Source organism: Paludibacterium yongneupense DSM 18731 (genome assembly GCF_000422925.1).
Classification (GTDB): domain Bacteria; phylum Pseudomonadota; class Gammaproteobacteria; order Burkholderiales; family Chromobacteriaceae; genus Paludibacterium; species Paludibacterium yongneupense.
In genome coordinates this window covers 190,791-216,276 of sequence record NZ_AUGZ01000009.1, presented here as the reverse complement: position 1 = coordinate 216,276, position 25,486 = coordinate 190,791, and the positions used below count along the sequence as shown (strand labels likewise).

Genomic DNA, 25,486 nt, shown 5'->3' with positions numbered 1-25,486 from the left:
CCGGAAAAGTACCCGCAACTGACGATCCGCGTGTCGGGTTACGCGGTGAACTTCATCAAGCTGACGCGCGAGCAGCAGCTGGATGTGATCAACCGTACCTTCCACGCCACGATGTAATCGTCAGCGTGTAAACACACAGGGTGCGCAAAGCTTGTATTGCGCACCCTGTGTTACTATGACGCCCCGAACAGGCACACCCTGCCCGTCGGGATTGCTTTTTTTACATCCAATGGGAGCAGACAACCATGTCGGAAGTTCATGACGGCAAGCCGGTCAGCGCGACGCTAGGCTATCTGCACTCGGTCGAAACCGGGGCTGCAGTCGACGGCCCGGGCGTGCGTTTCGTCTTTTTTACGTCAGGCTGTCAATTCCGCTGCCTGTACTGCCACAACCCAGATACCTGGAAGCTGCACCACGGGCGCCAGGTCACCGTCGATCAGGCGCTGGCCGAGGTCAAACCGTACTCCGGCTTCCTGCGCTTCGCCGGCGGCGTCACGGTTTCCGGTGGCGAGCCGCTGATGCAGGCCGAATTCGTCGGCGAGCTGTTTCATCGCATCAAGACCGAACTCAAGCTGCACACCACGCTGGACACCCAGGGCTTCCTGCACGAAAACGTCAGCGACGAGTGGTTCGACGATGTCGACCTCGTCATGCTCGACATCAAGCATTTCGATCCGGAACGCTATCTGGCACTCACGGGCCAGCCGCTGCAGCCCACCCTCGACTTCGCACAGCGCCTGGTGCGCCTCGGCAAGAAAATGTGGATCCGCTACGTGCTGGTCCCCGGATTGACCGACGACGAAGCCGATATCGACCACCTCGCGCATTATGTCGCCTCGCTCGGCAGCAATGTCGAGCGCGTCGAAGTTCTCCCCTTCCACCAGTTGGGCGCCAGCAAATGGGCCGAGCTGGGGATGGAGTACACGCTGGCAAACACCCCGGTACCGACGGGGGAACAAGTTGCGAAAGCACGCCAGCTGTTCGCCGCCCAGGGCCTCATCGTCACCTGAGCGCCTTTATCGAACCGGGTTTTCCCCCCTTCTAGAGCCTTACAGATCATGAAGCAGAACGCACCTCAGATTCTCGTCATCAATTGCGGCAGCTCGTCGCTGAAATTCGCCCTGATTCCGGTCGGTGAAACCGAACCGTCGTTGTCGGGCCTGGCCGAGTGCCTGTACCTGGACGACGCACGCATCATCTTCAAAACCGCTGAAGGCAAGGAAACGGAAAGCCTGAACGGCGGCGATCACGGCACCGCGCTGGATGCACTGATCCACTTCCTGGAACGCCACGGCTGGCGCGACAGTGTTGTGGCCGTCGGCCACCGCGTCGTGCAGGGCGGCGACCTGTTCAAGGCGTCCGTACTGATCGACGACAGCGTGCTCAAGGGCATCGAAGACGTCTCCAGCCTGGCCCCCCTGCACAACCCGGGCCACCTCATCGGCATGCGCGGCGCCATCAAGTGCTTCCCGACGCTGCCGCAAGTCGCCGTATTCGACACCGCCTTCCACCAGACGATGCCGCCGGCCGCTTACATGTATGCGATCCCGACCAAGTTCTACGAAGACTATGCGATCCGTCGCTACGGCTTCCACGGCACCAGCCACCGCTTCATCGCCGGCGAAGCCGTGAAGACCCTGAAGCTGGACCCGCAAAACCACGGCATCGTCATCGCCCACCTGGGTAACGGCGCCTCCGCCACCGCCGTCAAGAACGGCAAGAGCGTAGACACCACCATGGGCCTGACCCCGCTGGAAGGCTTGATCATGGGTACCCGCTCGGGCGACATCGACCCGGCCATCATGTACTTCCTGAACAAGAATGCCGGCATGAGCCCCGAAGAGATCGACAATATGCTGAACAAGCAAAGCGGTCTGCTCGGCATCTCCGGTATTTCCAGCGACTGTCGTACCCTGGAAGAAGCCGCCGCCGCTGGCGACGAACGCGCGAAGCTCGCGCTGGACATGTTTGTCCACCGTCTGGCCCGCCATATCGGCGGCCTGGCATCCTCGCTCGATCATCTGGACGCACTGATCTTCACTGGCGGCATCGGCGAAAACTCGGTACTGATCCGCAAAATGACGATGGACCGCCTGAAGACGCTGGGCGTGGTCCCGGATTACGCGGCCAACGAACTGGCCACCCGCGGCAAGTCCGGCATCATCAGCAAGGCTGGCGGCCCTATCGTCGCCGTGATCAACACCAATGAAGAGTGGATGATCGCGAACGATACCGCCGAACTCGCAGGCATCACCAAGTAATACTCCAACCCTACCCCGCCGGCAGTCCTGTCGGCGGGGGTCCAAGGCATAAAATGAAATCGATTGACCAACAACGTACTTATTTTCTCGCCTCGGTCGGCCACGACGCCGGCCTGACCTCGATGACACTGGGCCTGGTTCGTGCACTCGAACGCGACGGCATCAAGGTAGGCTTCGTCAAACCCATCGCCCAGCCGGATGGCGGCGCCCTGCGCACCGACCTGTCCAGCCATTTCGCCAAGACCCTGTGCCACCTGTCCACGCCGACTCCGATCCCGTTTGCCGACGCCGAAGCCAGCGTCCGCACCGGCCAGATCTCCGGTCTGCTTGAAGAAGTGGTTACCATGGTGGAATCGGTTCGCGCCAGCCACGATGTCGTCATCGTCGAAGGACTGATTCCGGACGCCGATCTCCAGATCGCGACCCGTCTGAACGCCGATATGGCGCACAGCCTGTCCGCCGATCTGATTCTGGTCTTGTCCGCCGCGCGTCGCGAAGCGCGCGACCTCGCCGAAAGCATTGAACTGGCATCGCGCCACTACTCGGACAAGGACGGTTTCGCTCCGGCCGGCGTCATGCTGAACAAGCTGCCGGCCAATGTCGACGGGCAACGCCTGCGCGTCGAGCTGGATCAGGCCGGTTGCCGCGTTCCGGTACTGGCCACCGTACCCTTCGACGCGCGCCTGGCCGCTCCGCGCCTGCTCGACGTTGCCAGCGCGCTGAGCCTGACGGTTGAACATGCAGGCCACATCGCCCGTTCGCGGGTGCAAGAAGTCGTTGTTGCCGCCCGCACGGTAGAGAACATCATAGACCGCCTGCGCCCGGGCGCCCTGGTCGTCACGCCGGGCGATCGCAGCGATGTGATCCTCGCCACTGCACTGGCGACGCTGCGCGGCGTACCGCTGGCCGGTCTGCTGCTGACCTGCGGCGAACCGATAGCCGCCAAGGTGGCGCCGCTGATCCAGTCTGCCCGCCTGGCCGGTCTGCCCATCCTGACCACAGACAACGACACCTTCGAGACCAGTTCGCGCCTCGCCGGCTTGACCGGCACCGTCGGCGCCGACGACACCGAACGTATGGAACTGGTGATCAACTTTGTCGCCGAGTGCGTTGACGGCCAGCAGTTGAAGCAGCAAGTCGGCGAGCCGCGCGAACGTCACATGCCGCCGCCGGCTTTCCGTCATCGCCTGATGGAAAACGCGCGCAAGGCCAACCGTCGCATCGTCCTGCCGGAAGGCGACGAACCCCGCACGCTGCAAGCCGCCGCCATCTGCCAGAAGAAAGGCATCGCGCGCTGCGTACTGCTCGGCAACGCCGAAAAGATCCGCCAGGTTGCCGATGCACAAGGCATCGAGCTGCCGGCCGACCTCGAGATCATCGATCCGGAACAAGTTCGCGCCAACTACATCGCCCCGATGATGGAACTGCGCAAGAGCAAGGGTCTGTCCGCGCCCCAGGCCGAAAAGCAACTGGAAGATGAAGTCGTGCTCGGCACCATGATGCTGGCCACCGGCGACGTCGACGGGCTGGTTTCCGGCGCGGTCCACACCACGGCCAACACCGTGCGTCCGGCACTGCAATTGATCAAGACGGCCCAGGGCGCCAGCATCGTCTCCAGCGTCTTCTTCATGCTGATGCCGGATCAGGTGCTGGTCTACGGCGACTGCGCGATCAATCCCGACCCGAATGCGGAACAACTGGCCGACATCGCCATCCAGTCCGCGGATTCGGCCAAGGCTTTCGGTCTGGAACCGCGCGTGGCCATGATTTCGTACTCGACCGGCTCCTCCGGCACCGGCGACGACGTGGAGAAAGTCCGCGCCGCCACCCAGATCGCTCGCCAGAAGCGTCCCGACCTGATCATCGACGGACCGATGCAGTATGACGCGGCTTCGGTGGAGAGCGTCGGTCGCCAGAAGGCTCCGGACAGCCCGGTTGCCGGCCGTGCCAATGTGTTCGTGTTCCCCGACCTGAACACCGGCAATACGACCTATAAGGCCGTACAACGCTCGGCCAACGTCGTCAGCGTCGGCCCGATGCTGCAGGGGCTGCGCAAGCCGGTAAACGACCTGTCGCGCGGCGCACTCGTCGACGATATCGTCTACACCATCGCCTTGACCGCCATCCAGGCGGGTTGAGCCGCTCCGGCGCACGCCGGATACAGAAAGGGGCAAGCCTGGCTTGCCCCTTTTTTCGTTATATCGCCGCCATGCTCCGCAAGAAGGCGTCGACCACCGGCTCCCTGCCATCGCGCCAATACATCAAAACACTGTCCAGTTCTTGCTCCAGACCTTCGACCGGTTTGAACACGGTGCCGCTGGCCAGCGCCTGCAGCGAATCGGGCAGCAACGCCACGCCCTGCCCCGCCGCGACCAGCGCCAGCAGCTGCATGATGCTGGCGGCACGGCGCAGCGGCCGGGCCGGAGGGCCGACAAGCGCACGGATGATGCGCCCGCCGTCGTCGCCGTCCGAATCGGCGTAGACGATGAACGTTTCGGCCAGCACGTCGGCCCGCGACACGACATCGGTACGCGCGAGGGGATGCTCGCCCGGCAGGGCCAGCCGCAATGGCCAGGCAGCCAAGGGCATGAGCGCCAGTTCAGGGGGCACATCGACGCACAGGGAGGTGGTGAACCCGAGCTGAATGCGGCGTGCCAGCAGTTGCCGCACCTGACTGACCGGGTCGAGCTCGCGCAGGCCGATATCGACGTCGGGCCACCCGCGGCGGAAAGCATGCACCGCGCGGCCAAGCACGCCGGAGAAAGCGGCATTGCCGGAATAGGCGATATCGAGCTTGCCCAGCTCGCCGCGCATGGCGCGGCCCGCCGTCTCTAGCGCCCGCTCCGCCTGCACCAGGGTCGCCCGCGCCTCGCGCAGGAACACCTGCCCGGCCTCGGTCAACGCAACACTGCGACTGGAGCGCTGGAACAATGCACCGCCGAGCTGCCTCTCGAGCGCCTTGATCTGGATGCTGAGCGCCGGCTGGGCGATATGCAGCTTCTCGGCCGCCCGGCCAAAGTGCAGCTCATCGGCAACGGCAACGAAGTAACGCAGATGTCGAAGCTCCATTGATATATTCCGGATATCAATAAAGCCTTACTATATATTGGATTTAATCGGTACGGGATCGTATCGTTACGCTTTGCCTGCGCTCGCAGCGCCGTCCGCCACACGAGTCCACCATGCCCTCTCCCGCCTCCAGCGCCGGCAAGCGCGGAACCGCCGCCACGCACCTGGCGCTACTACTCGGCAGTCTGACCGCATTTGCCCCGTTCTCGACCGACATGTATCTATCGAGCTTTCCGGATATCGCCCGCCACTTCGGCTGTGGTCTGGACCGGGTGCAGTTCAGCCTGTCGACCTTCATCGCCGGGCTGGCCCTCGGACAGCTCCTGTACGGTCCCATCATCGACCGTTACGGCCGGCGCCGCCCCCTGCTGCTCGGCATCGCCGTCTTCACGCTCAGTTCGGGCGCGCTCGTGTTCGCCCCCGGCATTTCGACTTTCATCGGCTTGAGACTGCTGCAGGCGCTCGGCGGCTGCGCCGGCATGATCATCAGTCGTGCGATCATTCGCGACGTCTTTGCTGAACGCGAAGCGGCCCATGCCCTGTCCCTGATGATGATGGTGCAGGGCGTCGGCCCGATCGCGGCACCGATACTCGGCAGTACACTGCTTCTGGTCGCCGGCTGGCAGGCTATTTTCGTTTTTCTGACCGCGCTCGGTCTCGCTTGTCTGGTTTTCACCGCCCGCGGGCTGGCCGAGTCGCTGCCACCCGGCGGCCGGCATCGGCAGAATCTGCGCCAGGTCGGGACCGGTTTTGCCGAATTATTCACCCGGCGCGCGTTCATCGTTCCGACTCTGGCCGGCAGCTTCACCCTCGGCGGGCTGTTCGCCTTCATCAGCGGCTCGCCCTTCATATTCATGAGCCGCTTCGGCCTCAGTCAGCAAGGGTATGCCTGGTTGTTCGGTCTCAATGCGCTCGGCATGACGGCCGCCAGCCAGCTCAACCGCATGCTGCTGCGCCGCCACGCTCCGCGCACGATTCTCATCGCTGCGCTGGGCACGAGCCTGGCAGCGGCGACGGCGTTGCTTGCCGTAAGCGGTTCTCTGCATCCCGCCATTCTGCTGGCTCCGCTGTTCTTATGTATTGCCATGGTTCCACTGGTCGGCGCCAACTCCGTCGCCATCGCCATGCGCGACTGCGGCGAACTGGCCGGCAGCGCATCCTCGGTCATCGGGGCGCTGCAATTCGGCCTCGCTGGCGTCATCAGCGCGCTGGTGGGAATACTGCACAACGGCACGGCCTACCCCATGTCGGGCATCATTCTCGCCTGCTCGCTGCTGGCCTTCGGCATCCAGCGCGGCTACGGAATGGTGGAAACCACCCCTGACGCCGAATGCGCAAGACGCCGTTGACAGCCCGGAGCACGCACGCCGCACGGTCATCCTGCTTGCGCGGTGGCCATGGGCTCCTGCCGCCGGCCACGCTGCAGAAAGGTATCCTGAATGCCGGCCAGCGTCTCCTGATCGAGCAGCAAGCGACCACGCCCCGGCGTAAAGCGGGCGTTCCCCGGCAAGTCGGGCTCGTCGAGCGCCATCGCCCGGATCAGCGTACTGGCCACCGAGTTGCTGTTCTTTCCCAAGCCGAGCAGCGGATAGGGCAGATCGCGCCGGTTGATCGCCTCGCCCGCCGCGCGCGCGGCATCGAAGCGGTTTTCAAGCGCCGTCCTGCTGCCTTCGAGCAGCACGGCATGCGCTTGCGTCGGCGCATGGAACGTCGCGCGCGCGAACGCGTACACCTTGAGCCGGTCGGAGAGAAGGTAGCCGACCGGCTTGATCCTTCCGTCACGGCTGGTGGCCAATCCGTCCAGCTCGCACAGCACCTTGCCGGCCCCGTCCAGCAAGACCAGCAGATTGTGCCCGCCCAATTTACCCAGCAGGGGAAGTTGCGATTCGATGATTCTGCATGTTTCGTCCACGCCTGCGCTCCTGTTTCCGCTTCATCCTCACAGATCCGGCAAGCTCGCATCAGGAAAGCCCGCACGCATGCCGGCGCGCGCGCGATATAAACACAAGCCACGGCATGGAAAATCTAGCATCGGCAGGGTCGGAGTTGAAGCGGGCGCGGTCGAGCGCTCAGCCGCGCGGTACAGCCTGGCTCACGGATGCAGGGAATAGCCGCGCGCAGAAAGACTATGCACGAACTCGGCCAGGGCAATATCGACCAGCTCCAGACGGCCGCTGACGCCGAATTCGATATGCATGTCGGGGATGCGCTCCGAACCAAAACAAGGCAGGCTGGAGAAGCGCAATTCCGGGTAACGCGCGACAAAATCCTGCATCAGCCCGATCAGATCGCCCTCGCGGGCATTGAGTGCGATCACGCTTTTTTCGACGGCGGGAGCCGAATCGAACATGTCGCGGTAATCATGTTCGAGCACCCACTCGACCATGGGCCAGGCCATCGATGGGAAGCCGGGAACAAAGTGAACGGTGCCGACGCTGAAGCCGGCAATCTGGTTGACCGGATTGGGAATCAAACGGCTGCCGGTCGGAAACTCCCCCATATGAATTCGGTGCGGATAGGCTTCGACGCCAAAGCGCTGCTCCAGAATGGTGCGCGCATCGGGATGGATTTCCAGCTCGCGTCCAAGAGCCGCCGCCGCCGACTGGCGGGTGTGATCGTCCGGGGTCGCCCCGATGCCCCCGAAGCTGAAAACGACGTCGCCACTGGCAAACGCACGGCGCAGGGCGTCCGCAATGCGGCCGGGCTCATCGCCCAGATACTCGGCCCAGGCCAGGCGCAGTCCGCGGGCCGCCAGCAGACGAATCAAAGACTGAAGATGCTTATCCTGGCGTTTTCCGGACAATAGCTCGTCGCCGATGATGATGGCGCCAAAGGCCATGGTGGCTCCTGAAAATAGTCAATTTGACTATTTTACTCCTTTAACCCGCGCGGGTCACAGGCGCTCGCCAGCCAGCGCCAGCCACTCGCGCAAGGCGCTGGCGACATCCTTCTGCGCTTGCGCGCCAGGCAGTAGCAGCATGGATCCAGTCGCCTCGTAGCGGACCAGCCCGGTCGGCGCCGGAAGCACCGTCAACCCCTGCGCCCGGAACAAGGCCGCGGCCCGCCGCAAATGCCAGCCTTGCGATACCAGGGCGATGCGGCGCACACCGGCCGCATGCAGCATGGCCGCGCTGAGGCGGGCGTTGGCGGCGGTATTGACCGACTCCGATTCTGTCCAGCGCACGGGTACGCCATAGTCATCGTGCAGGGTGCGCGCCATGATCTGCGCCTCGGGAATGCCGCCCAGCGGTGCGCCGCCGCTGGTCAGCACCGGCTTGCCGCTGATGCGCGCGAGGCGAGCCGCATAGCGCAGGCGCAGCAGGGTATCGCTGGACGCCTGCTCGCCGCCGAATTCGGGGGCATCATGCTTGCCGCCGCCCAGCACCACTATCGCATCGAATGCGGGCAACGCGGACATATCCAGCACGGGGGAGGCGGCCTCCAGCGGCGCATTCAGACGCAGCGCCAGCCATGGCGTCGAAATCAGATAGAAGCCGAACAGGGACAGCAGCGCGGCAGCGGCGCCGCGGCCGCGGCGCAGCTGCCGCACGCCGTACAGCCCGAGCAGCAGCAGGCAGCCGGGCGGCAATAAAAATGCCCCGAAGAGCATATGCAGCAGCACTTCGGGGCGAGTCGTCGCTATCATTGCATCAATCGCCGAGGTAGGCGTTGCGCACCCTTTCGTCCGCAAGCAGATCCTGGGCGTTCCCGGTCATCGTGATCTTGCCGCTTTCCATCACGTAGCCGCGCTGGCTGACTTCCAGCGCGAGCTTGGCATTCTGCTCGACAAGCAGCATGGTCACGCCTTCGGCCGCCACCATGCGCACGATTTCGAAAATCTTTTGCACAATGATAGGCGCCAGCCCCATCGAGGGCTCGTCGAGCAACAACAGCTTGGGACGGGACAATATCGCGCGCCCCATGGCCACCATTTGCTGCTCGCCGCCGGACAGCGTTCCCGCCAGTTGTTTATAGCGCTCTTTCAGCCGCGGGAAAAGCCCGTAAACGCGCTCCATCTCGACCAGGATCTGCGCCTTGTCGGAACGGGTGTAGGCGCCCATCAGCAAGTTCTCTTCGACGGTCAGCTTGCCGAAGATGCCGCGACCTTCCGGCACCATGGCCAAGCCGTGACGCACGAAATCGTGCGAAGGTATCGTCGAGGCGTCCTTGCCGTCGAAGGTGACGCTGCCGCCGCTTTTCTTGACCATGCCGATCAGGGTCTTCAGCGTCGTGGTCTTGCCGGCGCCGTTCGCGCCGATCAGAGTGACCAGCTCACCGGCCTCGATGTGGAAATCGACGCCTTTGACGGCCTGAATGCCGCCGTACGCCACTTTTAGGTCTTTAACGTCCAACAGGCTCATGAGTGTGCCGCTCCCAGATAGGCTTCGATCACTTTAGGATCCTTGCGCACCTCGTGCGGTGCCCCTTCGGCGATTTTCTTGCCGTAGTCGAGCACGGCGATACGATCGCACAGATCCATCATCAGCTTGACATCATGCTCGATCAGCAGCAACGTCACGCCATCCGTGCGGATCTTGCTCATCAATTTTTTCAGATCGTCGGTCTCGCGCGGATTCATGCCGGCGGCCGGTTCGTCCAGCGCCAGCAGTTGCGGGTCCGTCGCCAGCGCGCGGGCGATTTCCAGACGGCGCTGGTGGCCATAGGACAGATTGCGCGCCCGCTCTTCGGCCACATCGGTGATGCCGACGTAGTCGAGCAGTTCCCAGGCGCGTTCGCGGATAAGCCGTTCTTCCTCGCGGGTGCGGCGATTGCGCAGCACGGCGCCAAGCGCGCTCGCGCGGCTGCGGATGTGTCGGCCCACCATCACATTTTCCAGCGCAGTCATTTCGCCGAACAGGCGGATGTTCTGGAACGTGCGCGCAATGCCGCTGCCGACCACGAGATGCGGCTTGGCGCGGAACAGATCGCGACCGTCGAAGGTAAACTTGCCTTCGTCCGGCATGTACAGACCGGTCAAAACATTGAACAAGGTGGTCTTGCCGGCCCCGTTCGGTCCGATCAGACCGTAAATCTCGCCTTTATGGATCGAGAGTCCGATATCGTTCAGCGCGTGCAGACCGCCGAAACGTTTGTGAATGCCTTCGATTTGCAACAGTATTTCGGCCATGGCTCAGTCCTTCTGCGCGCTATCCGCGGCTACCTTGTCATCCCTGAACTCGGCCTTGCGGCGGCGCGAAGGCCACATCCCGGCCGGTCGAACCAGCATCATCACCACCAGCGCGAGCCCGAAGAGCAGCATGCGGGCGTTCTCGGGGTCGATGATCATGCGACCGAAGGTGTTCATCTGCAAGGGCCCGATCACATCGCGCAGAACTTCCGGCACGATGGTCAGCGTCACGGCCCCGAGCACGACGCCGGGAATATGCCCCATCCCGCCCAGCACCACCATCGCCAGGATCATGATCGACTCGATCAAGCCGAAGGATTCGGGCGAAATGAAGCCCTGGAAGGACGCGAACAAACCGCCGGCCACACCGCCGGACAAGGCGCCGAGCGAAAAAGCCAGCAGCTTGATATTACGGATATTGATGCCCATCGCCGCCGCTGCCACGTCGTCTTCGCGCAAAGCCACCCAGGCGCGGCCAATGCGCGAGTGCTGCAAGCGGAAGCCCATGATCACCACGACCACGGTCAGCAGCAGGAACAGATAGTAGTAGAGATAGACGTTATGGAAGCTGATGCCGGCGATCTCGATGGTCGAGCCCAGCGACACTCCCGCCACATGGATGGGGTCGATCAGGTTGATGCCCTGCGGACCATTGGTGATATTGATCGGCGCATTCAGGTTGTTCATGAAAATGCGGATGATTTCGCCGAAGCCCATGGTCACGATGGCCAGGTAATCCCCCTTGAGCCGCAGCACGGGCGCCCCGAGCAACAGACCGAAACAGGCGGCCAGCAGTGCGCCAAGCGGTATCGTGATGTAGAACGGCAGATGGATGCCGAAATGGGGCGACGACAGCAGCCCGAAGGTATACGCGCCGACCGCATAGAAGGCGATGAAGCCCAGGTCGAGCAGACCGGCAAAACCGACCACGATATTGAGGCCCAGGGCCAGCATCACGTACAGCAGCGCGAAGTCGACGATACGGACCCAGGAATTGCCGAAAGCACCGCCGACGACGAACGGCAACACGGCCAGGACGACGGCGCAAGCCAGGAAAATTCCGACTTTCTTATTGGTTTCAAGCGTCATTTCTAGTCTCCAGCACTCAGGCACGGTCGGCGATTTTTTCGCCAAGCAGACCGGACGGGCGGAAAATCAGCACCAGGATCAGCACCAGGAAGGCGAAAATATCCTGATAGTTGCTGCCGAACACACCACCGGTCAGTGTCCCGATATACCCCGCGCCCAGACTTTCGATCAGGCCGAGCAGCAGGCCACCGGCCACCGCACCGCCCAGATTCCCGATCCCGCCGAGAACCGCCGCGGTGAACGCCTTGAGGCCGATCATGAAGCCCATATAGTAATGAGCCTGGTCGTAGTTGGTCGCCACCATGACGCCGGCGATGGCGCCGAGGCCGGAACCGATGACGAAGGTGGCGGAAATGATGGTATTGACGTTGACCCCCATCAGCCCGGCAACCGCCGGATTCTGGCTGGTGGCGCGCATCGCGCGCCCGAGTTTGGTCTTCTCCACCATCAACAGCAGCCCGCCCATGATCAGCAGACACAGCACGATGATGATCACTTGCAGCTTGGTAATGCTGGCGCCAAACACGGTGATCACATCGTGGTCGAGAATCTGCGGAAAGGGAATATAGTTGCGCCCCCAGATCAGGATCGCGACTTGCTGCAGCACGATGGACAGCCCGATCGCGGTGATCAGGGGAGCCAGCCGTTGTGCGCCGCGCAAGGGCCGATAGGCCACGCGCTCGATGGCATAGCCCAGCAGCATACAGCCGGGCACCGCAACGGCGAGACCGATCAGCACCAGAACGGGGCCGGGAAGATGCACCCCGAGTCCAGTGAGTCCGGAAATCACGCTGATGGTGATCATGGCGCCGAACATGACCACTTCGCCATGCGCGAAGTTGATCAGCCCCATGATCCCGTAGACCATGGTATAGCCCAACGCGATAAGCGCGTAGATGCTACCCAGGACCAGTCCGTTTAGGATCTGTTGAAAAAAAATATCCATTTGGATCTCTCCATGTTTTCTTGTTCAGACTGGCGCGGAGTGTCCCTCTCCTGCTACCGCCTGTTGTCCCTGCCTGCCGTAACAATTTATGACTGTTATCCGACAAGACGCCCCGATTATGGTGGCCGTCACTGGCACTGTCAATCTTAAAGATTTATTAAACCACAGCAATTCAGGGCGGATTTTTAATTTACATATGTTTTTGAAATTATTGCGATTTATGTCCTTGTTGCACCGCACCGTATTGGGGATGACACGACCAGAAATGAGGCAATGACGTCGCATAGTGGTGCAAAGTCGCCTTCCTGATTCCCGCCTTTATTGCTTGAAAATCGCCCATCCCCTCCTCTTGCCTAAGCCTTTATTTTCACAAGTGAAAATAAGCAGCCCCCGAGAATTTCGCTTGCGAAAATTGAATACAATCTTCATTCGCCAAACAAAAAAGAGGAATGCCATCGCATCCCCCTTCGTTTGCAGCAATTATGACATGCAAATTCAGATTGCTCACCCCGCCGACTCGACCCCGCCGGACAAAGGGGAAAGCGGAACATGCAACACCGGAACACCCTCTGCCACTAGCAAACGACGTGCCTGATTTTCGGTCACCGCGAAAACAGCGCTTTCCTCCGCCCCGTTGGTCATGATGCAGCGAAAGTCGCTGCACTCTGTGTTGGAAACAAGAGACACTGCATTCCCTTCAGCGATAGCGGCAGCGTATTTCACCGGGGCGAGACGGCTCTCGCGCACCGCACGCACTGACGCCAGTTCGGCCTGCAGCGTGGGGCCGGCATCGAAGATGTCGACATAACCGGCGTAACGCATCCCCTCTTCTTGCAGCAGCCCGATCGCCCGTTGCGCATCAGGATGGCCGACGCCGATCGCCTCACGCGCCGTGGCGGGCAGAAAATCGACATAGACGGGATGCTTGGGCATCAGTTCGGCGACGAAGGACTTCTGCCCCACTCCGGTCAGATAGTCCGCCTCGGCAAACTCCATGGTGAAAAAGTGGCGCCCCAAGCCTTCCCAGAAAGGCGCGACGCCGGCGGCATCGGCCACGCCGCGGATCTCGGCCACGACCTGCCCGCCGAACAACTCGCGATGTGCCGCCATGAACAGCAGCCGCGACTTGGATAACAGCGCACCGTTGCCTCGACCGCGATATTCCGGCAGCAGGTAAAGCGTGCACAACTCGGCGGAACCGGTGTGATCATTGGAAAGGAAGAGCGTCTCGTGCCGAGAATAGACATCGAGTTCGGCCGAAGCGTGCACGATGGTGCCAAGGCGGTAGTTGTACCAGGGCGAACGCAGCCCCACCGCCGCCTCGATCGCGCTCACGCCGCACACCCGGCCACTGTCCTCATCCTCGAGCACGAAGATAAAGCACTGATCGGCGCGCGCGAGGCGGCCGGCGAAGGAGGACGTCGCGCGCTCGATGCGCTCGCGCAATTGTTCGCGGTCGCGCGGCAGCGTGGTGATACCGAAGCCGGCGCTGTCGGCCAGTCCGAGCAAGGCGTCGAGATCGCCGGCATTCACGGCCCGGATCAACATGCTGCGTCCTCCCGTAAGGCATTCTGGGCTCCGACGGCCCGCACCTGGCCGCCGCCGCCAACCGCCAGCGTCTGCGCGAGTTCTGCGCCGATGCGCAGGTGTCCGTCGCCGCACCGTGCCAGGCCCCATGTCGCGCAGAATTCATCCGTCGCCAGATTGGCCAGCAGCATGGGTTCGCCGCCATCCACCGTCTCCTCCACTTCCACCGGATACAGCCGAGCCGCCTCCAGCGTGTACAGACGATCGATATCCGCGGTCAGCACCGCGCCGCCATCAAAGATGTCGATATAGTTGTCTTCTTCAAAGCCTTCACCCAGCAGAATCGCCAGCGGCCGTTCGCACGCGGGATGAATATGGCCGAGAGCCGCCTGTGCGGCATCGGGCAGCAGCGGGACATAGATCGGATAACTCGGCATCAGTTCGGCAATGAAAGTCTTGCTGTGTGTCAGGAACGCCTGCTCGACCTGCGGAAAATCCATATTGAAAAACCGGCGGCCTATCGCGTCCCAGAAAGGCGACTGCCCGCTGGCATCGTGCAAACCCGGCATCTCGGCGATGATGCGGCGGCCGAAGCGCCCGCGGTGGCAGGCGATGAAAAGCAGGCCGGCACGCATCAGCAACTCGTACGACGCAGGCTCCAGCGACGCATCGGCAATCACATCCCCTAGCTGTACCAAGCCGGTCAGATCGTGACACATATTGAGCGCATGGATACGATTGTGCACATTCAAAGCGCGAGAAGCATGCACGAGGGTCTCGCTGCGATAGCTGTAAAACGGCTCGTCAAAACCGGCGCTCGCGGCAAGCGCGACCGTCGCGATGACCAGCCCGTCCTCTTCGAGCACGAACATATAATATTCGTGGCCGGCATCGGCGACCGCTTCATGATCGAAGGACTCGATCGAGCGGCGTATCCGCTCGAACAGCCAGTCGCGGTGGCCTGGCCGGCTGGCCACGCCAATGCCGCACGCAATGGACAGCCGCTCGATGGCGGGCAGGTCCGAGGTGCGGACAGGGCGAACGATACTCAACATGGCAGGGCTCCCTGTTCGCGGCGGAATGCATCCGCCGCCGGCGTGCTCACGTCAAAGCGTGGTGGCCAGATCGTCCAGCGCCGCATCCAGCCGCGACAGACCCGCGGCAATTTCCTCTTCGCTGATGATCAGCGCCGGCGCCATGCGCACGACATCGGCCCCGGCCACCAACAGCATCAGTCCCTGCCGTTCCGCCGCCTTTACGACCTCGCGCGCACGGCCGGCATAGGCATCGGACAGCACCGCCCCCAGCAGCAGGCCGCGGCCGCGGAAAGCCTTGAACACACCATGCTTGCCGTTCAACGCCACCAGACCGGCAACCAGGCGGTCGTGGCGCTGGCGCACCCCGGCCAGCACTTCGGGCCGGCTGATGATATCAAGCGCGCGCAGCGCGACCGCACAAGCCAGCGGATTGCCACCGTAGGTCGAACCGTGCGTACCCGGGCCGAAGCTGGCCGCCACGCGTTCGGTCGTGAGGATGCCGCCGATGGGGAAGCCGCCGCCCAGGGCCTTGGCCGTGGTCATGATGTCGGGCGCCACGCCGTAATACATGTACGCGTACAACTCCCCGGTCCGGCCCATGCCGCATTGCACTTCATCGAAAATCAGCAGGGCATCATGGCGGTCGCAAACATCGCGTGCGGCCTGGATGAACGCAGGATCGGCCGGCATGACACCGCCTTCGCCCTGAATCGGCTCGATCACCACGGCGCAGGTGCGGTCTGTCACCGCCGCTTCCAGCGAGGCGATATCGTTGAACACGATATGCTGAATGCCGCCGGGCAGCGGGGCCAATCCTTCTGTGTACTTGCCGCCGACGGTGACCGTAAACAGCGTACGACCGTGGAAGGCATTATGGCAGGCCACGATTTCGTTTTTCTCGGGCCCGAAGTGGTCGGATGCGAATTTCCGCGCGAGTTTGAACGCGGCTTCGTTGGCTTCGGCGCCGGAATTGCAGAAGAAGCAGCGCTCGGCGAAAGTCAGTTCGGTCATGCGCCGCGCGAGACGCAGCACCGGCTCATTGGTAAAAACATTGGAAACATGCCAGAGCTTGCCGGCCTGCTCGGTCAGCGCGTCCACCAGTTCAGGATGACAGTGCCCCAATCCGTTGACTGCGATGCCGCCAGCGAAGTCAATGTATTCACGGCCTTCCTGATCCCAGACGCGCGACCCCAGCCCACGCACCGGAATGAAATCGGCGGGAACATAGTTGGGGATCATGACCTGGTCGTAGGTGGCACGCGAAATGGAGTCGTTCATCAGACTGTTCCTTTCAGGGAGTATTCGGTATTCGGTATTCGACTTCGCCCTGCCGGCGCACACATGGCTGCCGCGACGACGACGGGAGGCTAATTTAGCCGTTAACTATATAACAAATCGGCAGGACAGGGACAACTGGAGGTCAAGCGCGGCAAAATTAGCCCGCCGCCCCGATGCGATGCTCTGCAACGTCCATTCTTCGACGGCCGGTTCGCAATGCAGGACGCACGATTGCGCCATGCGGGAAGGACAACCCGCAGCAACACACAGAAAAACCGAGGCGGGGATCGCACACGTCGGCCGGGCATCGGGCCGATCGCCAAGCCCGGTCCCGCCCGGTGTCTGCATTCGCGCCGAGGGCCGCGCAAGGTCGATGTGCGCGCGGGCCCGCCCCCCTCTCTCAGGCCGATACGCGCGCCCAGAACAGCCCCGTGTTCACGGTGAAGGATCCATCATCTTCTATCGCCAGCGCCTGCCTGACCTCCTGCGGGGCCCCGCTCTGCAAGGCATGCAAGACCGCGACGAGATCGGGGGGCGTACGCATGCGTTCGACCCAGGCCGTGAAATCCAGTCGGGTTGGCCATGACTCGTGAGCCAGCACATCGAAGCCGGCGACATGCAACAGCCGCCGCCATTCGCTCGGACTGCGATTTTTGACGTGCGAGCGGTCTCGCAACAATTCGATGGTCTGCAGATGGGTATCGACGAGCGCGTCCTCGCAGCCTTCAATATCGATCATCATCAGATAGCCGCCCGGACGGATCACGCGCCGCATCTCATGCAAGGCCGTCTCCAGCTGCGTCCAGTGGTGCGCGCTGTAGCGGCTGGCGGCCATGCAGAAGCTGGCATCGTCAAAGGACAAGGCCTCCGCCCGCCCTGCGCGCGTTTCGATCTGCGGCAAGCTGCGCGCCCGTGCTTCGGCCGCGACCACGGCCAGCATGCGTTCGGACGGATCCAGGGCGACCACACGTGCGACGCCAGGGGCCAGCGCATAGCTCAGATGGCCGGCACCGCAGCCGATGTCGAGAACGTTCGCACGGGCGGGAAAGGTCTGCGCGACCAACGCCTGCGCGCGCAGCAAGTCGGCCCCTTCTGCGTGCGAACGGCTGGTCAGATAGGCTTGGGCCCGCGGATCGAACTGGGCATGGACCGCATCGTGATGGGTTTTCATATGGCAACTCCTCTGGGTGGGAAGTCGCACAGTAAACCCTATATTATGGGGGTAGAAGTTGCTTGCTTATACTATTACAGGCACTACCCGCACAGGGAGAACGACCATGAGCGACAGCATACCCTCTGCCCTCTCGGCAACGCTTTCACTCGGCCGGTTTCTGCGTGCCGTGCGCGAGCGCTTGCGCCCGGAGCAGGTCGGCTTGCCCGCCGGCTTGCGCCGCCGCGCGCCGGGACTGCGGCGCGAAGAAGCCGCCAGCCTGTGCGGCATCAGCCCGACCTGGTACACCTGGATAGAGCAGGGACGCAGCACGGCGATCTCGGTTGCCACCCTGTCCGCGCTCGCGGACGGACTCAGACTGACGCCGGCCGAGCGTGCCTATCTGTTCGGGCTGGCCGAACGTGCCGATCCGGAGCAGGCTGCGCCCGCGCCCAACGACGAACCTAGGCTGCGCCTGCTGGTGGATGCCGTCGCCTCGCCGGCCTATCTGCTCGATCGGCACTGGGATGCAGTGTGCTGGAATGCGGCGGCAGCGGAGTTGTTCTCGGCCTGGCTCGGCCCGGAAAGCGGCAGCGGCGCCAGGCGCAATCTGCTCGACTACGTCTTTCTCGATCCTGAAGCCAAAGCGCTGATTGCAGACTGGGACGAGCGCGCGCGAAGGCTGGTGGCCGAATATCGCGCAGACAGCGCGCACTGGCACGGCGACCCCGTCTGTCTCGCCCACATTGGGCAGCTCGACCAGGCCAGCACCGACTTCGCCGCCGCCTGGCGCTCGCAGCAGGTAATGGCGCGCGAAGGGGGGCGGCGACGCTTCCATCACCCGCTGCGCGGCGACTGCGAATACCTTCAGTACACCTTGCGTGTCGCGCAACAGCCTGACCTCAAGCTGATCGTGCTGGTCGCCAGCTGAGCGCGCCGCGGCGGCCGCAGCGAAAAAAACCCGCCGTAAGGCGGGTTTTCTGCTGCGGACCGGTCCGGCTTACTGGCCGGCTTTCAGACCGAAGGCGTCGGCGGTGTCGCGCGCCACCTTGGCTTCTTCTTCCAGCAGGGCCTTGATCGACAGGCGGATGCGACCGCGGTCGTCCATTTCGATGGCCTTGACCTTGACCACTTGGCCTTCCTTCAGATAGTCGGCCACATTCTTGATGCGCTCGTTGGCGATCTGCGAGATGTGCACCAGCCCATCCTTGCCCGGCAAGATGGATACGATCGCGCCGACGTTGTTGTCGAGGATCTTGACCACGGTACCTTCGTAGACCTTGCCCACCTCGACTTCGACGGTGATCTCTTCGATGCGCTTGCGGGCAGCATCGGCGCCTTCTTGCGTGATCGAAGCGATGGTGATGGTGCCGTCTTCGTCGATGTTGATCTCGGTGCCGGTATCCTTGGTGATCGAACGGATGGTTTCGCCACCCTTGCCGATCACTTCGCGGATCTTGTCCGGGTTGATCTTCATCACGAACAGACGCGGGGCATGGGCCGACAGCTCTTGCGGACCATCCACAGCTTCGCGCATCAGGCCGAGGATGTGCAGGCGGCCTTCCTTGGCCTGTTCCAGCGCAACCTGCATGATCTCGCGGGTGATGCCCTGAATCTTGATGTCCATCTGCAGCGCGGTCACGCCTTCGGATGTGCCGGCCACCTTGAAGTCCATGTCGCCCAGGTGATCTTCATCGCCGAGGATGTCGGTCAGAACCGCGAAACGGTTGCCTTCCAGGATCAGGCCCATGGCGATACCGGCCACGTGCGCTTTCAGCGGTACGCCGGCGGACAGCAACGACAGGCAGCCGCCGCAGACCGAAGCCATGGACGAAGAGCCGTTGGATTCGGTGATTTCGGACACGACGCGCATCGAGTAGCCGAACTCGGTTTCCGGCGGAAGCACGGCAACCAGCGCGCGCTTGGCCAGGCGCCCGTGGCCGATTTCACGGCGCTTCGGCGGCCCCATGCGACCGGCTTCACCGGTCGAGTACGGCGGGAAGTTGTAATGCAGCATGAAGCGCTCGGTGTATTCGCCGGCCAGCGCGTCGATGATCTGCTCATCCTGCTTGGTGCCCAGCGTGGTCACGACCAGCGCCTGGGTTTCGCCACGCGTGAACAGGGCGGAACCGTGGGTGCGCGGCAAGACGCCGCTGCGAATCGAGATCGGGCGTACGGTGCGGGTATCGCGACCGTCGATGCGCGGTTCGCCGGCCAGAATCTGGCCGCGAACGATATCGGCTTCCATGCTCTTGAAGATGTTCTTGATGGCGTTGGCTTGCAACGTATCGGTTTCTTCGGTGAACACTTCGGTCTTGACTGCGTCCCAGGCTTCATTGATAGCCAGGGTGCGTGCCTGCTTCTGGCGCAGACGGAAAGCACCGGCAAGCTTCTCGCCGGCAACGGTGCGGATGCGGGCGATCAGTTCTTCGTCGCGTGCGGCCGGTGCCCAGTCCCACATGACCGGATTGACTTCGTCGGCCAGTTCGTTGATCGCCTTGATGGCGGTCTGCATCTGCTCATGCCCGAACACCACGGCGCCAAGCATCACGGCTTCGGAGAGTTCCTTGGCTTCGGATTCGACCATCAGCACGGCGCGTTCGGTACCGGCTACGACCAGATCCAGCTCGGAGGCCGCCAGCTCGGTCTTGGTCGGGTTCAGGATGTATTCGCCGTTGGCATAACCAACGCGGGCCGCACCGATCGGGCCGGCAAACGGCAGACCGGAGATCGCCAGCGCGGCGGAAGCCCCGATCATCGCCGGGATGTCGGCATCGACTTCCGGATTCAGCGAGACGACGGTGGCGACGATCTGTACGTCGTGGTAGAAGCCTTCCGGGAACAGCGGGCGGATCGGACGGTCGATCAGGCGGCTGGTCAGGATTTCCTTTTCGGACTGCTTGCCTTCGCGCTTGAAGAAGCCGCCGGGGATCTTGCCCGCAGCATAGGTGCGTTCGAGGTAATCAACGGTCAGCGGAAAGAAATCCTGGCCCGGCTTGACCGACTTGCCGCCGACCACGGAGACCAGAACAACGGTTTCATCGACAGTGACCAGTACCGCGCCCGAAGCCTGACGTGCGACTTCGCCGGTTTCCAGCGTGACGGTCTGATTGCCGAGCTGGAAGGTTTTGCTGATTTTATTGAACACTATTGGGTTACCTTACGTATTAGGTTGTTTTCGCAGGCACATACATACAACGGGAACCCCTAAAAATTCCGGCCGCTGCGATCGGAATTTCTAGAGGCTCCCCCCGTTGTCTCTACTCGGTGCCGCCCGATACGAAGCGAAAAAGTCGCAGCTAGCTGCGACTTTTTCGTGTACCGATTACTTGCGCAGACCCAGGCTGGCAATCAAGGAACGGTAGGAGTCGGCGTTGGTGCGCTTGAGGTAGTCAAGCAGGCGACGGCGACGGCTGACCATTTTCAACAAGCCGCGACGGCTGTGGTGATCCTTGGTATTGGCCTTGAAGTGAGGGGTCAGATCGTTGATGCGAGCGGTCAGCAGAGCCACTTGGACTTCACTGGAACCGGTATCGCCAGCTTGATGCTGGTAGGTCTTGACGATCTCTGCTTTTTGTTCGGCGGTCATTGCCATTATTGCAACTCCAAAATCACAGTTAGGGCACAATCGGCCCGGCAAGTGCAGCGAGCCGAAACCCATCCGCACTTCAAAATGCCGCCGCTCAGAGATCCTGGGCGACGGACAGGAGCCGGACCGGGTGCAGCATACCATCGCCACGTGCCTCGGCCAGACCCACGAACTCCCGTGTCACTTGATGGTAGACCCGGAAGCGCGACATTGTCTCATAATTTTCAGAAATACGCACGGGCTGACCGTGACTCAAACGACCGTAGTCGTCGACGCCCAGTTCGACGGCGGGCAGGTGTGCGACCAGCACATCGACCGGCAGCAGCAGCAGGTCGCGCTGTTCCAGCGGCAGCGACTCGACATCCTCCAGCGTCCGCGACTCTTCGAGCGGGAAACCGGCGGTCGACAAGCGGCGCAGCGCCGTAAGATGCCCGCCCGCACCGAGTGCCTCGCCAATATCCTGCCCCAGCGTACGGATATACGTCCCCTTGCTGCACGACACATCAATCACCGCACTGACGCCATCGAACTCGATCAGATCAATCGAATGTATCGTGACCCGGCGCGCCTTGCGCTCGATCTCGACCCCGGCGCGCGCATATTCGTACAAAGCCCGCCCCTGGTGCTTGAGCGCCGAATACATCGGCGGCACCTGTTCGATTTCGCCGACGAAGGCATCGATCACCGAGCGCAGGTCGGCCTCGATAAAGGCGATCGGGCGCTCGAGAACGATCTCACCCTCGCTGTCGCCCGTGGAACTGACCTGGCCGAAGCGTACGGTGGCGCGATAACGCTTGTCCGCATCCAGCAAATAGGACGAAAACTTGGTCGCTTCACCGAAACAGATCGGCAACAGCCCGGTCGCCAGCGGATCGAGCACGCCGGTATGACCGGCCTTGGCCGCCTGATACAGCCAACGCGCTTTCTGCAGCGCACCGTTGCTGGTGATGCGGTAGGGCTTGTCCAGCAGCAGAACACCATCGACCCGGCGCTTGGGCCGGCGGGGCTGGTTCATGCCTCGGGGTCCTCGGCGGGCGCCTCCGGCTGCGGATTGCGCTGGTTTTCTTCTTCCACCACCTGATCGATCAGGCGGCTCATGTGCAGACCGCGCTCGATCGACTCGTCGTAAACGAAGTGCAACTGCGGCGTGGTGAAAATCTGCAGCGTACGCCCCAACTCCACGCGCAGATAGCCGGCGGCGCTTTCCAGCGCTTCCTGCGTGGCGGGACGGGTTTTCTCGTCCATCACCGTGTAATAGATTTTGGCGTGCGAGTAATCGCGGGTAACGTCGACCAGAGTCAACGTAATCCAGCCCGCGCGCGGGTCTTTCAGACCCTTCTGCAGCAGCTTGGCCAATTCGCGCTGGATCTGGTCCGCGACGCGGTCCGAACGGGAAAACCCTTTTTTGGCTTTTGCCATGGTCGTTCCTGACACTTTAAAAAACGAGCGCGGGCCGCAATTGCGGGCCGCGCTCGTCATTGCTTCGATTACAGCGAACGTGCGACTTCGACGATTTCGAACACTTCGAGGGTGTCGCCTTCGCGGACATCGTTGAAGTTCTTCAGCATCAGGCCGCATTCGTAGCCCTGCTTGACTTCCTTCACGTCGTCCTTGAAGCGGCGCAGCGAATCCAGCTCGCCGGTATGCACTACCACGTGTTCGCGGATCAGGCGTACCTGGGCATGACGCTTGATCATGCCATCGGTCACCATACAACCGGCGATGTTGCCGACCTTGGACACATTGATTACCTGACGGATCTCGACGGTACCCAGGATCTGTTCCTTCTTCTCCGGAGCCAGCATGCCGGACAGCGCAGCCTTAACCTCATCCACGGCATCATAGATGATGCTGTAGTAGCGGATATCGACGCCTTCGCTCTCGGCCAGCTTGCGCGCGGCCGCATCGGAACGGGTGTTGAAGCCGATCACGATGGCCTTGGAGGCAATCGCCAGGTTGATGTCCGACTCGGAAATCCCACCCACACCGGAGTGCAGGATATTGACGCGGACTTCGTCGGTCGACAGCTTCTGCAAACTTTGTGCGAGCGCTTCGTAAGAGCCCTGTACGTCAGCCTTGATGATCAGCGACAGCGACTGCGCTTCGCCTTCGGACATCTGGGCAAACATGTTTTCCAGCTTGGTCGCTTGCTGCTTGGCCAGGCGGACATCGCGGAACTTGCCTTGACGGAACAGGGCGATTTCGCGCGCCTTCTTCTCGTCGGCAAGAACCATCGCATCCTCGCCGGCCGACGGCACGTCGGACAAGCCCAGAATTTCGACCGGAATCGACGGACCCGCTTCGTCGATCTGATCGCCGTTCTCGTCTATCATCGCGCGGATGCGGCCGAATGCGGTCCCGGCCAGCAAAATATCGCCCCGGCGCAATGTGCCGGACTGAACCAGGAAGGTCGCCACCGGGCCGCGGCCCTTGTCGAGACGGGCTTCGACGATCACGCCCTTGGCCGGCGCATCCTTCGGGGCCTTCAAATCGAGCATCTCGGCCTGCAGCAGAATGCCTTCCAGCAAACCGTCGATATTCGTACCCTGCTTGGCGGAAACTTCGATGAACTGCGTATCGCCGCCCCACTCTTCAGGCACGACTTCCTGTGCCACCAGTTCCTGGCGGATGCGCTCGGGGTTCGCCCCCTGCTTGTCGATCTTGTTGACCGCAACCACCATGGGCACGCCAGCCGCCTTCGCATGGTGAACGGCTTCGATCGTTTGCGGCATCACGCCGTCGTCGGCAGCCACCACCAGCACCACGATATCGGTCGCTTTCGCGCCGCGTGCACGCATCGCCGTAAACGCCTCGTGCCCCGGGGTATCGAGGAAGGTGATCACGCCGCGCGCGGTTTCCACATGGTAGGCACCGATGTGCTGGGTAATGCCGCCCGCTTCGCCCGCCGCCACTTTGGCACGGCGAATGTAGTCCAGAAGCGAAGTCTTGCCGTGATCGACGTGCCCCATCACGGTCACGACCGGCGGACGATGCAGATGCTCGGCTTCGACCGCCTGTTCGCCGGTGATTTCCAGGAACGCTTCCGGATCGTCGGCCTGCGCGGCCTTGCCCACGTGCCCCATCTCTTCGACGATGATCAGCGCGGTTTCCTGATCCAGCACCTGGTTGATGGTCACCATCATGCCCATCTTCATCAGCACCTTGATCACTTCGGCCGCCTTCACCGCCATGCGGTGCGACAGATCGGCCACGGTGATCGTTTCCGGCACCAGCACTTCATGCACGATGGGCTCGGTCGGCGCCTGGAACGCGTGCTGGCCCTGATGACGGCTGTTGCGACCGCCCTTCTTGGATTTCCAGTCGCTGTTGGCATCGCCACCGCGAGCCTTCAGACCGCGACCGCCCTTGGGCTTGCGATCATCCCAGCTGCGATCGCCAGGCTTCTTGCCACCCTTCTTGGCATCGACCCGACCGGCGACCGTCGCCGGAACGCCACCCGGCGTCGGCGCACGAGGCGGCGTCGCACCCGGATTCGCGGGGCGGACGCCAGCTGCACCGCCAGGACCACGCGCCCCTTGCGGGCCGCCTGCCGGACGGGAGGACGGCTGGCCGCTGCGAGGCGCGGAGCCTTGCGGACGCTGGCCCGGCTGGGCGCTGCGCGGAGGACGGGAATCGTCGCGCCGCGGCGCGTCTTCCCGCCGCGGTTCGGCGGCAGCCGGAGCGGCAACCACGGGGGCCGGCGGCGGCGGCGGAGCGGCCGCAGCGCGGGCCGCCGCTGCACGACGCTCTTCGCGTTCGATTTTTTCGCGCATCAGCGCAGCCTGGCGGATACGGAACTCGGCCTGACGCCGTTCTTCCGATTCGCGCGAGGCGATTTCTTCCGGCGTCAGAATCGAAGCCGGCGTCGGGCGAGTCACGCTGTGGCGCTTCTCTTCAACGGGAGCGGCGGCGGCCTGGGCTTTTTCGGGCACCGGCGCAGGCTCGGCCTTGGGCTTCGGTTCGGGTTTCGCTTCCGGCTTCGGCTCGGGCTGAGGCTCGGGCTTGGGCTCCGGACGCGCTTCCGGCTTCGGTTCCGCCTTCACGGCGGCAACGGGAACAGGCTCTACGGGAGCGGCGACAGGGGCAGCAACCGGCTCATCCGGGCGCACCACGACGCGCTTCTTGCGGGTTTCCACCCTCACCGTAGACCCATCGGCAGTGCGAATCTCGCTCGTCTGCTTGCGGGTTACCGTAATGCGACCATTTTCGTCGCGTGCGCCATGCGAACGCTTCAGATAATCCAGAAGCTGGGATTTGTCCTTCTCCGAGAGTGCCTCGTCCAGCGAGCGCCTGCCCACGCCGGCGGACTGCAATTGCTCCTGCAGTCGTTCCGGGGACAAGCCAAGCTCACTGGCAAACTGCCTTAAATTCATCAATACCATGCGTTTTCCCAAAATCCGTCGATTACTTTC

The 25,486-nt window shown here is 62.7% G+C and carries 23 protein-coding genes; 6 read left to right on the top strand and 17 right to left on the bottom strand.

What is annotated here, in order from left to right; all coding sequences use genetic code 11:
• The 4 genes from G520_RS25805 to pta all read left to right on the top strand — a co-directional run.
• Window positions 1-117, top strand: a 117-nt coding sequence (locus G520_RS25805) for a glycine radical domain-containing protein (RefSeq protein WP_036665517.1), incomplete at its 5' end; no start/stop codon positions are given.
• Window positions 118-245: 128 nt separating this feature from the next.
• Complete coding sequence (pflA, locus tag G520_RS0106445) at window positions 246-1,010, top strand: pyruvate formate-lyase-activating protein (RefSeq protein WP_028534937.1); 765 nt, start codon at window positions 246-248, stop codon at window positions 1,008-1,010.
• A 48-nt stretch (window positions 1,011-1,058) separates the two neighbouring features.
• Window positions 1,059-2,261, top strand: coding sequence for an acetate/propionate family kinase (locus tag G520_RS0106440; protein ID WP_028534936.1), 1,203 nt, complete (start codon window positions 1,059-1,061; stop codon window positions 2,259-2,261).
• A gap of 53 nt (window positions 2,262-2,314) precedes the next feature.
• On the top strand, window positions 2,315-4,399 hold the full coding sequence (pta, locus tag G520_RS0106435) for a phosphate acetyltransferase (protein ID WP_028534935.1): 2,085 nt from the start codon (window positions 2,315-2,317) through the stop codon (window positions 4,397-4,399).
• Between the two features lie 58 nt (window positions 4,400-4,457).
• Here pta and G520_RS0106430 read toward each other — a convergent pair whose 3' ends face one another.
• Window positions 4,458-5,330, bottom strand: a complete 873-nt coding sequence (locus tag G520_RS0106430; RefSeq protein ID WP_028534934.1) for a LysR substrate-binding domain-containing protein — start codon at window positions 5,328-5,330, stop codon at window positions 4,458-4,460.
• A 113-nt stretch (window positions 5,331-5,443) separates the two neighbouring features.
• Here G520_RS0106430 and G520_RS0106425 point away from each other — a divergent pair, with 113 nt between their 5' ends.
• Window positions 5,444-6,679: a multidrug effflux MFS transporter gene (locus G520_RS0106425; RefSeq protein ID WP_051229128.1), complete on the top strand. Its 1,236-nt coding sequence runs from the start codon at window positions 5,444-5,446 to the stop codon at window positions 6,677-6,679.
• Window positions 6,680-6,705: 26 nt separating this feature from the next.
• Here G520_RS0106425 and G520_RS21820 read toward each other — a convergent pair whose 3' ends face one another.
• The 11 genes from G520_RS21820 to G520_RS0106370 all read right to left on the bottom strand — a co-directional run bounded on the left by G520_RS21820 (window position 6,706) and on the right by G520_RS0106370 (window position 17,506).
• On the bottom strand, window positions 6,706-7,242 hold the full coding sequence (locus tag G520_RS21820) for a hypothetical protein (RefSeq protein ID WP_051229126.1): 537 nt from the start codon (window positions 7,240-7,242) through the stop codon (window positions 6,706-6,708).
• A 180-nt stretch (window positions 7,243-7,422) separates the two neighbouring features.
• Window positions 7,423-8,169, bottom strand: coding sequence for a competence/damage-inducible protein A (locus G520_RS0106415; protein ID WP_028534932.1), 747 nt, complete (start codon window positions 8,167-8,169; stop codon window positions 7,423-7,425).
• A 54-nt stretch (window positions 8,170-8,223) separates the two neighbouring features.
• Window positions 8,224-8,976 carry a YdcF family protein gene (locus G520_RS21815; RefSeq protein ID WP_036665515.1) on the bottom strand — a complete coding sequence of 251 codons (753 nt, stop codon included), beginning with the start codon at window positions 8,974-8,976 and terminating at the stop codon, window positions 8,224-8,226.
• A 4-nt stretch (window positions 8,977-8,980) separates the two neighbouring features.
• The gene (locus tag G520_RS0106405) at window positions 8,981-9,691 is read right to left on the bottom strand and encodes an ABC transporter ATP-binding protein (protein ID WP_028534931.1); all 711 of its coding nucleotides are present in this window, start codon (window positions 9,689-9,691) and stop codon (window positions 8,981-8,983) included.
• Window positions 9,688-10,458 (bottom strand): ABC transporter ATP-binding protein, encoded by a 771-nt coding sequence (locus tag G520_RS0106400; protein WP_028534930.1) that lies wholly within the window; start codon window positions 10,456-10,458, stop codon window positions 9,688-9,690. The genes G520_RS0106405 and G520_RS0106400 overlap by 4 nt, the downstream gene beginning before the upstream one ends.
• 3 nt (window positions 10,459-10,461) lie before the next feature.
• On the bottom strand, window positions 10,462-11,547 hold the full coding sequence (locus tag G520_RS0106395; RefSeq protein ID WP_028534929.1) for an ABC transporter permease subunit: 1,086 nt from the start codon (window positions 11,545-11,547) through the stop codon (window positions 10,462-10,464).
• A 16-nt stretch (window positions 11,548-11,563) separates the two neighbouring features.
• The gene (locus G520_RS0106390) at window positions 11,564-12,493 is read right to left on the bottom strand and encodes a branched-chain amino acid ABC transporter permease (RefSeq protein WP_028534928.1); all 930 of its coding nucleotides are present in this window, start codon (window positions 12,491-12,493) and stop codon (window positions 11,564-11,566) included.
• Window positions 12,494-12,997: 504 nt separating this feature from the next.
• Window positions 12,998-14,041: an arginine N-succinyltransferase gene (gene astA, locus G520_RS0106385; RefSeq protein ID WP_028534927.1), complete on the bottom strand. Its 1,044-nt coding sequence runs from the start codon at window positions 14,039-14,041 to the stop codon at window positions 12,998-13,000.
• Window positions 14,035-15,075: an arginine N-succinyltransferase gene (locus tag G520_RS21810; RefSeq protein WP_084637501.1), complete on the bottom strand. Its 1,041-nt coding sequence runs from the start codon at window positions 15,073-15,075 to the stop codon at window positions 14,035-14,037. The genes astA and G520_RS21810 overlap by 7 nt, the downstream gene beginning before the upstream one ends.
• 51 nt (window positions 15,076-15,126) lie before the next feature.
• Window positions 15,127-16,335 carry an aspartate aminotransferase family protein gene (locus tag G520_RS0106375; protein WP_028534926.1) on the bottom strand — a complete coding sequence of 403 codons (1,209 nt, stop codon included), beginning with the start codon at window positions 16,333-16,335 and terminating at the stop codon, window positions 15,127-15,129.
• Window positions 16,336-16,735: 400 nt separating this feature from the next.
• Window positions 16,736-17,506, bottom strand: coding sequence for a class I SAM-dependent methyltransferase (locus G520_RS0106370; protein WP_028534925.1), 771 nt, complete (start codon window positions 17,504-17,506; stop codon window positions 16,736-16,738).
• A gap of 106 nt (window positions 17,507-17,612) precedes the next feature.
• On the opposite strand from G520_RS0106370, the gene G520_RS0106365 reads away from it, so the two are divergent.
• Complete coding sequence (locus tag G520_RS0106365) at window positions 17,613-18,416, top strand: helix-turn-helix domain-containing protein (RefSeq protein WP_036665512.1); 804 nt, start codon at window positions 17,613-17,615, stop codon at window positions 18,414-18,416.
• 69 nt (window positions 18,417-18,485) lie between these two features.
• On the opposite strand, the gene pnp is transcribed toward G520_RS0106365, so the two are convergent.
• The 5 genes from pnp to infB form a co-directional block, all read right to left on the bottom strand.
• Window positions 18,486-20,633: a polyribonucleotide nucleotidyltransferase gene (gene pnp / locus G520_RS0106360; RefSeq protein ID WP_028534923.1), complete on the bottom strand. Its 2,148-nt coding sequence runs from the start codon at window positions 20,631-20,633 to the stop codon at window positions 18,486-18,488.
• A 177-nt stretch (window positions 20,634-20,810) separates the two neighbouring features.
• Window positions 20,811-21,080: a 30S ribosomal protein S15 gene (gene rpsO, locus G520_RS0106355; RefSeq protein ID WP_028534922.1), complete on the bottom strand. Its 270-nt coding sequence runs from the start codon at window positions 21,078-21,080 to the stop codon at window positions 20,811-20,813.
• Window positions 21,081-21,168: 88 nt separating this feature from the next.
• Complete coding sequence (gene truB, locus G520_RS0106350) at window positions 21,169-22,089, bottom strand: tRNA pseudouridine(55) synthase TruB (RefSeq protein WP_028534921.1); 921 nt, start codon at window positions 22,087-22,089, stop codon at window positions 21,169-21,171.
• Window positions 22,086-22,493, bottom strand: a complete 408-nt coding sequence (rbfA, locus tag G520_RS0106345; RefSeq protein ID WP_028534920.1) for a 30S ribosome-binding factor RbfA — start codon at window positions 22,491-22,493, stop codon at window positions 22,086-22,088. The genes truB and rbfA overlap by 4 nt, the downstream gene beginning before the upstream one ends.
• Before the next feature lie 68 nt (window positions 22,494-22,561).
• Entirely contained in the window at window positions 22,562-25,456 is a 2,895-nt protein-coding gene (infB, locus tag G520_RS0106340; RefSeq protein ID WP_028534919.1) for a translation initiation factor IF-2, read from the bottom strand.
• Window positions 25,457-25,486 lie beyond the last annotated feature (30 nt).

Excerpts from the sequence above, each read along its gene's own strand:
- pflA (WP_028534937.1), top strand. The coding sequence starts at position 246 with ATGTCGGAAGTTCATGACGGCAAGCCGGTCAGCGCGACGCTAGGCTAT.
- G520_RS0106440 (WP_028534936.1), top strand. The coding sequence starts at position 1,059 with ATGAAGCAGAACGCACCTCAGATTCTCGTCATCAATTGCGGCAGCTCG.
- pta (WP_028534935.1), top strand. The coding sequence starts at position 2,315 with ATGAAATCGATTGACCAACAACGTACTTATTTTCTCGCCTCGGTCGGC.
- G520_RS0106430 (WP_028534934.1), bottom strand. The coding sequence starts at position 5,330 with ATGGAGCTTCGACATCTGCGTTACTTCGTTGCCGTTGCCGATGAGCTG.
- G520_RS0106425 (WP_051229128.1), top strand. The coding sequence starts at position 5,444 with ATGCCCTCTCCCGCCTCCAGCGCCGGCAAGCGCGGAACCGCCGCCACG.
- G520_RS0106415 (WP_028534932.1), bottom strand. The coding sequence starts at position 8,169 with ATGGCCTTTGGCGCCATCATCATCGGCGACGAGCTATTGTCCGGAAAA.
- G520_RS21815 (WP_036665515.1), bottom strand. The coding sequence starts at position 8,976 with ATGATAGCGACGACTCGCCCCGAAGTGCTGCTGCATATGCTCTTCGGG.
- G520_RS0106405 (WP_028534931.1), bottom strand. The coding sequence starts at position 9,691 with ATGAGCCTGTTGGACGTTAAAGACCTAAAAGTGGCGTACGGCGGCATT.
- G520_RS0106400 (WP_028534930.1), bottom strand. The coding sequence starts at position 10,458 with ATGGCCGAAATACTGTTGCAAATCGAAGGCATTCACAAACGTTTCGGC.
- G520_RS0106395 (WP_028534929.1), bottom strand. The coding sequence starts at position 11,547 with ATGACGCTTGAAACCAATAAGAAAGTCGGAATTTTCCTGGCTTGCGCC.
- G520_RS0106390 (WP_028534928.1), bottom strand. The coding sequence starts at position 12,493 with ATGGATATTTTTTTTCAACAGATCCTAAACGGACTGGTCCTGGGTAGC.
- astA (WP_028534927.1), bottom strand. The coding sequence starts at position 14,041 with ATGTTGATCCGGGCCGTGAATGCCGGCGATCTCGACGCCTTGCTCGGA.
- G520_RS21810 (WP_084637501.1), bottom strand. The coding sequence starts at position 15,075 with ATGTTGAGTATCGTTCGCCCTGTCCGCACCTCGGACCTGCCCGCCATC.
- G520_RS0106375 (WP_028534926.1), bottom strand. The coding sequence starts at position 16,335 with ATGAACGACTCCATTTCGCGTGCCACCTACGACCAGGTCATGATCCCC.
- G520_RS0106370 (WP_028534925.1), bottom strand. The coding sequence starts at position 17,506 with ATGAAAACCCATCACGATGCGGTCCATGCCCAGTTCGATCCGCGGGCC.
- G520_RS0106365 (WP_036665512.1), top strand. The coding sequence starts at position 17,613 with ATGAGCGACAGCATACCCTCTGCCCTCTCGGCAACGCTTTCACTCGGC.
- rpsO (WP_028534922.1), bottom strand. The coding sequence starts at position 21,080 with ATGGCAATGACCGCCGAACAAAAAGCAGAGATCGTCAAGACCTACCAG.
- truB (WP_028534921.1), bottom strand. The coding sequence starts at position 22,089 with ATGAACCAGCCCCGCCGGCCCAAGCGCCGGGTCGATGGTGTTCTGCTG.
- rbfA (WP_028534920.1), bottom strand. The coding sequence starts at position 22,493 with ATGGCAAAAGCCAAAAAAGGGTTTTCCCGTTCGGACCGCGTCGCGGAC.
- infB (WP_028534919.1), bottom strand. The coding sequence starts at position 25,456 with ATGGTATTGATGAATTTAAGGCAGTTTGCCAGTGAGCTTGGCTTGTCC.